3 protein-coding genes are annotated in these 6,953 nt (G+C 42.9%); 1 reads left to right on the forward strand and 2 read right to left on the reverse strand.

Features of this window, described 5'->3' with window-relative positions; genetic code table 11:
- The first annotated feature begins 14 nt into the window (after positions 1 to 14).
- Positions 15 to 1,409: a sulfatase family protein gene (locus tag B879_RS09610; RefSeq protein WP_202949614.1), complete on the forward strand. Its 1,395-nt coding sequence runs from the start codon at positions 15 to 17 to the stop codon at positions 1,407 to 1,409.
- 235 nt (positions 1,410 to 1,644) lie between these two features.
- On the opposite strand, the gene B879_RS09615 is transcribed toward B879_RS09610, so the two are convergent.
- A complete protein-coding gene (locus B879_RS09615; RefSeq protein ID WP_009184979.1) occupies positions 1,645 to 3,360 on the reverse strand; it encodes a hypothetical protein in 1,716 nt (571 codons plus the stop codon).
- 414 nt (positions 3,361 to 3,774) lie between these two features.
- Positions 3,775 to 6,942: a PVC-type heme-binding CxxCH protein gene (locus tag B879_RS09620; RefSeq protein ID WP_009184980.1), complete on the reverse strand. Its 3,168-nt coding sequence runs from the start codon at positions 6,940 to 6,942 to the stop codon at positions 3,775 to 3,777.
- Positions 6,943 to 6,953: the final 11 nt, after the last annotated feature.

Genomic DNA, 6,953 nt, shown 5'->3' on the forward strand with positions numbered 1-6,953 from the left:
ACACAGTCTTAAAAATGGTAAGATTCATTTCGTTATCCTTCTTTGTTTTCCTTCACCTGAGTTTTAATTGTTTTTCTCAGGAAAACAGGCCAAATATCATTTTCATTTTGACAGATGATCAAAGGTGGGATGCTTTAGGATTTGCAGGAAATGAATTGATCCATACACCTGAAATGGATAGGTTGGCCGAGGAAGGAGTATTTTTTGAAAATGCTTTTGTGACCACCCCCATCTGTGCAGCAAGCAGGGCAAGTATTTTAACAGGAACTTATGAAAGAACACACGGCTATACTTTTGGTCAGGGAGAAATAAAGCCCGAGTTTATTGATCAATCTTATCCAGCTTTGATGAAAGACAGTGGCTACTACACTGGTTTTTTCGGGAAATTCGGTGTCAATTATTCAGGGTTTGAATCCTTATTTGATGTGTGTGAAAATTACGACAGGCTGGACCGATTTAAGGACAGGCGGGGTTATTTTTATAAAACAATTGATAGCGACACTGTCCATTTGACCCGATATACCGGCCATAAGGCCATTGAATTTATCCGGCAAGCGCCAAAGGATAAACCATTTATGCTTTCCATAAGCTTCAGTGCCCCACATGCCCATGATCCTTCAGAAGAACAGTTTTTTTGGGATAAGGAATTCGATTCCATGTATGAATCATCCTTGTTTCCTGAACCTCCTTTAAGCAGCCAAGAGTATTTTGAAGCTCAACCTTCCTATGTGAGGGAAGGAGAAAACCGAAACCGTTGGCACTGGAGGTTTGACACTGAAGAAAAATACCAAAGCAGCATGAAAGGATATTACCGGATGATTTCAGAAATCGATCAGGAAATTAAGCTGATAAGGGAGGAGTTGGTCAAGCAGGGCAAGGATAAGAACACCATCATTATCCTGACCAGTGATAATGGCTATTTTATAGGAGAGCGTCAGTTGGCCGGAAAATGGTTGATGTATGACAATTCCCTTCGGGTTCCCATGATTATTTATCAACCTGGATCGGTTCAAGGAGTTAGATTTTCTGACATCGTATTGAATATTGACATTGCTCCTACGATTTTTGATCTGGCTGGTATTCAGATTCCCAAATCATGGGAAGGGCTAAGTCTGGCTGGATTTTTAGATGAAAAGCCAGATGTATTTCCCCGGAAAGAATTTATTTGCGAACACCTATGGCAGGTGGATATCATCCCGCCAAGTGAAGGGTTAAGGACTGAAAAATGGAAATATTTCCGGTACATCAATGATCCACAGCATGAGGAGCTTTATGATTTGGAATCGGATCCATTGGAGACCAGGAATCTTTCTTTGAATCCCGAGTACCATGATCAATTACTCGATATGAGACATCGGTTTGAGGAAAAAGAAAAGGAAATGAGACACTGGAAACCTTATTACTATTAATTTGATTGTAGAGATAATAGCTCCTTATATAAATTAAATGAGTAGGTGCTATTCAAATTGAACAAACACTGATTCAAGCTAGGGCTTTTCGCTTTTTTAACCGGCATTATTACTTCTATACAAAAAAAGTGATATTGCTAAAGCATGTAAACCAATTTTTATTTTATTCACAGTGAAGTGAATTGGTGCTGAATAAAAAGTCCTGTGAGGATACCTAATTCTATTGTTTAAAGTCTTATTTTGAAGAATCCAACACTTTTTCCTGCCTGATGACAATGGGTACATACCCAGCCTCCATCCCCACTGGAGGGCTTACAATCAGTTCAGGATCTATGGTTACCAACTTTCCAGTACTGGGTGGAGCCATATATTCCTGTTCGATCGTCCAGTGTATATGAATTTGCTCAACAAATTTCTGAAGTCGATCCTTTTCCTCTTCACTCCAATCAAATTGCTGGAAGGAAGGCTGATCAATAAATCTATACCATTTATAGGTGACAGTTGACCCATCTTTCAATTTTGATTTATAGGGCTGGGAAACAGGGCCAGGATTTGCCCAAGCTCCTTCATTAGGTGAAGTATAGGGCAGGCTTTTATCGATGATAAAATTCCCCTCAACAATTTCATTTCCGTTTCTCCAATTGACATATTGACTTTCAGATTCTGCCTTGGGGAACTCCATATTTTTTAGAATTTCAGGAATTTCTTCGTGGCTTACAGCCCGACGTTGATCACCCACTTGTTTGAAATATTGGGGGAAAAGACCTTGTTTGGTAATTTGATTTTCTTTCCATTGCAAACCAAAAGCATTTGAATCTGTGATTGTGGTTTGCAAAACATCTTCCAGACCGGTGATTTTATACCCCCCGTTGTTTAAACCTGCTCCTTGATCCAGAGATATATCTCTTGGATTTAATTCCGGTTTCCAGGTATGTGTTTCATCAAATTTACCGGGATAGACTTTACCGCCTTTCTTCCATTCCAGAAGATAATTAAATAGTGCGCCTTTTGAGTAATAAGTGACATCCTGGACAAGGACTGATTGGCCATGTTCATTCACGGGGAATTGAAGCTCGGGTATTTTGATATACAAATCTCCCTTATTGTCTCTCATTTCAAAGGAGGGTACTGTATTGATTTCCATGGCTCCTCCGCCACCCATTTTTCCTGGCCTGACATCCAAGCCCATTCCTTCTATGGCTTTATAATCTTTAGAAAGCCTGCTCCACATTTCCGGGATATAAAAAGCCACAGGACCTTTGAAGTTTTCTGAATTTAAAAAAAGTGTCCAACTCTGATCCCCAGTTGGAGGTGGACCTGGCTTTGCATCCGTCAGGGGAAGCGCCATGTGGGTATATCCTAAAAACCTACCTTCCAGATCTCCTTCAAACGTAATACCATCGGGGGGGACCAAAATTCTGTTGCTTAGCTGGGCAATTCCCAATTGGCCATCCGGCAAAGCTTCCGCTCTGTAAAAGAAGGGCCAACCTGGAGAAGCTATTTCTGAATTATAGCAATCCGGAACCCCGTTCATGCTGAATTTTGGAGATCCATAATGGTACCTGTTTCCTCTCCAATATCCCAATCCCCCTTCCTGCGTCTGAAAGACACTTTCCCATGTTGGCCCCCTTGGTTCCCATGTTCGGGCAATCGTACCTTCAGGGCAGCAGGGGATATCTTTGTTTTCGGGATTGTCAGGGGTGATCCAATTGCCGGGAAGTCCTATCTGGAATCCAGCCAGGGGTTGTTCCACTAAAGGCCATACAGCTGTATAAAAGCCAATTCCGGCCCCAAAACCTTCCGGGCGTTTTTGAGTACTATAGCCAATATAGCCATGCAGGCCATTGCTATTTGCTGTAATGTCTTCGGAGCCATAAGCCATTTCTTTTATATCGGCGCTGCATCCAAGAGATAAAAAAATTACAATTGAAATTCCAAAACGTGTCAGCATAGCGCTATTTTAAAGTTTGTTCAAAATATGATTTCAAATCCTCGTACTTTGTACATGGTACCTAGTACTTGGCACATCTTGTCTGCAGTGGCGGATGGTACATGCTACCTAACCCTTCTAGATTTTTTCTTATGTCTTGCTTCTTGGTCTCGTCCTGAAAATACTTGACACTTATTTCATTTTCTTATCTAGAGTTCGACTCCCTTGGAGTCGGGATTGCCGAATATCAAAATCACCTCTCAACCCCGGGTTGCACCCGGGGCAAATACCCTTAAGGGATTAAACCCCTATCGGGGTTGTTTTGTCACAATTTCAAGGAATTACCTTAATGAATCCCTAAATTATCTAAAGTCTTGCTTCTCGACTCTCGCATCTAGCATCTCTCTCCTGCTTGCAGCAGGCAAGTCTAAAATCTCATTTCTCCATCGGGTGTTCTTTCAACAACTCAGCTGGCGAATAAAATCCCCGCTTATTTTCAATCGATGTCCTGACTGCTTTTACCTTTTCCGGACGGATAGGAGAGGCTTGATTTCCAAAAGAGTTTCTCACATAGGTCAATACCGCTGCAATTTCATTGTCATTAAGCATGCCTTCATAAGGCGTCATAGGCACATGGCCAGGGTATTCCCTACCCAGCACCTCTATAGGCCCCAATAAGCCTTTCAATACCAATTTGATCAAGCGTTCTTCACTGCCCAAAACCCATTGGGTGCCTACAATTGGTGGAAATTGAGAAGCTGAAAGCCCCCTGCCATCGGGCTGATGACAGGTAGCACAAAAACCATCTCTATTGTAAATTTCTTTCCCTATGAGGTACAGTTCCAGATCCCCCCCAGTCAAATTGGACCTGATGTCTTCTTCTTTCTTTTCCCTGACTGAAATCCCATTGATATGGGCTACCGCAGTCTCATGGGCATGTACCATCCAGTTGTCCAAAGGTTTCTTTGTTGCTTCTTCTAAAATGGGCAGGCCTTTTTCCTTTTGAAGCCAAGACGCTGCTGTAATAGCTTCCAGTCTTACCCGTCCATGCTCATCTCTTACAGCTTCCATCATTAGATCTGCCTGATCAGCCACTTGGTGACCGGTATACCTCAGTACCCTCACAGCCGCAGCCCTAACCCTGAAATCTTTCGCTTGAAGTAATTGCCGGAGTAATGACTGATCGACCTTATTTAAACCCCAACTTACCCATAGTGCTTCCAACAAATAAGCTTCATATTTCGGGTCATTTTTGTCTAAAGAGGCAGTCCACGATGTGATGGCTTGCAAAACCTGATCTGCATCTCTACCTCTTAATTCCCTTTTGGTCCTGTACTTTGTCCTGAATTCCGGTAATTTCAAATTGTCCAAGAGCTCTGGGATACTGGCACCATGGACTTTTGCCGGCTCCACTAAGGGTCTGGACGGATAGGTAATGCGATAGACCCTGCCATGAACGTGGTCCCTCAAGGGATCTCGGGCATTGTGCTGCATATGGCCTATCAGCACATTGTGCCAATCAATAAAATAGAGCGAACCATCGGGAGCGAATTCCATGTCCACAGGGCGGAAATTCCTATCGGTACCCTTTACCAAATCCAATCTATGACGGGTCTTAAAACCTGTGCCATCATCTTCTATGGCATGTTGCTTCATACCCAAAAATCCGATCGTATTGTTGATCAAAAGGTCTCCTTGCACTTCATCTGGGAAGTGCCTGCTAGACACAAACTCCAAACCTGAAGTTGGCCTCACCCTATGGTCATCTTCAATGAGGTTGTAAGATTTATGGGTGGCTTCCCCGTATCTGGGCAAAACCGTACCTGGCATCATCCACATCACGTCAGGACCAGAAGTTTCGGCAAAGAAGTTCTGCCCCCATTCATCAAAAGCTATCCCCCATGGATTGGGAATGGACAATTGCGCAGTTCTTTCTAATTGGTGTCTGGAAGGGTTATACCTGAAAAATCCTCCATTGGTAGCCCGAACAGGACCATAGGAGGTCTCTACATTGGAGTGTAAAAATACGCCCTCTCCCATGTAAATCGCCCCGGAAGGATCTGCTGCAAAGGCAGAAATCACATGGTGGGTATCGTGGTCATCGAAACCACTGAGCAAGATTTCAACCTTATCGGCCCGGTCATCTCCATTGGTATCAATGAGTATTTTTAGATGCGTACCCTGGGAAACATATACTCCTTCTGGAGCTATCTCGAATCCCATAGGGAGGTGAAGTCCATCCGCAAAAACAGTTTGCTTATCTGCTTTTCCATCGCCATTGGTGTCCTCTAGGATGATGATTTTGTCATTGGGTTTTTCATTGCCTGGCTTGTAATGGGGATAACTGGGACAGGTTGCTATCCACAACCTCCCTTTGTTGTCAAAACTCATTTGCACCGGATTGGCCAAATCAGGAAATTCAACCTCTGAAGCAAAAAGTTCAATTTTGTATCCCTCTGGCACTGTCAATTGATCCAAGGCGTCTTGACCATAGAGATAAGTCAGGTTACCATTTTGCTGTGGATTGTAATTGGTCTCTACAGGTGGCAGTTCTATGGTATTTTTGTCAGCTGCTTCAATATCCATGATTTCCCCTTTTGCTGCCTTCCAGATGGCTTCATCCCGAATGGCGGTCATTTGTCTTATTTTTTCCAGTTCGTAGGGATAATTGTCCGGTCCAAACGGTTTGTACCTTCTTCCATAGACATGCACGCCATTTGGAATTTTGTAATCATTATGCCACATCCAGTTTTTCCGCATCACCATCTCATGGATCAAATCCCTGTTTTGAGCAGCTTTAAGTTTAGCCTTGCCAAAAACCTGATCGGCCAACAAAACCGCTAATTTTTGATAGCCCAATTCATTGAGTTGGGAACCGTCTATGGTTAAAGGATCGGTATTGGATGCGTACCATTTTTTGGATGGATTAAAAGCATCCACGAAAAGGACTTGGTGTTTTTCAGCGACCTCTTTCATCGCTAAAGTGTATAATTCAAGGTTTTTGTTTTCCTTCACCCCATTAGGCAGATCCTTGGTTGCCGATAAGTCCTCAAAGGCTATGGGGGAAATGAGGGCCAATTTAGGCGGAGTGCTTCCATTATAATTTTGCTGTAGGGTATGTCTGATAAAAGCGTCTAATTCTGCTTTATAATTTTCCAGGCCAGCTTCCCCTTGAAAGGATTCATTATACCCAAAAAAGGCCAGAATGATGTCTGCTTTATGCCGAAACAACCACTCATCCGGGCTTTCATAATGACCTTCACTTCCAGAGGAATTGGCAAATTCAGTCTGAAAGTCTTCTGCCCCAGGAAATGCCCATGGGGAAACCCTTCCGGAATGTGGACGGAAACCCGGGGTATTCCCTCCATCGCACATATTCCTGATATAGAGCAGGCTATCTGGGTAACGGACATACATTTCCGTTTCAAAAAGCCCATAATCCATCATTCTCGAGCCTAGATTGTTGCCGATAAGGATGATATGATCGCCTTTATTAAGTTTAATGCCCTCTTTTTGGGAACATTGAAAAAGGGGTATCAAAAAACTAAGTATTGCTAAGTGTTTGAGTAATCTTTTAGCACGGGGGATTAATAGGTTTTTCATTCGTTTATTGT

The organism is Cecembia lonarensis LW9 (assembly GCF_000298295.1).
GTDB classification, from domain to species: Bacteria; Bacteroidota; Bacteroidia; order Cytophagales; family Cyclobacteriaceae; genus Cecembia; species Cecembia lonarensis.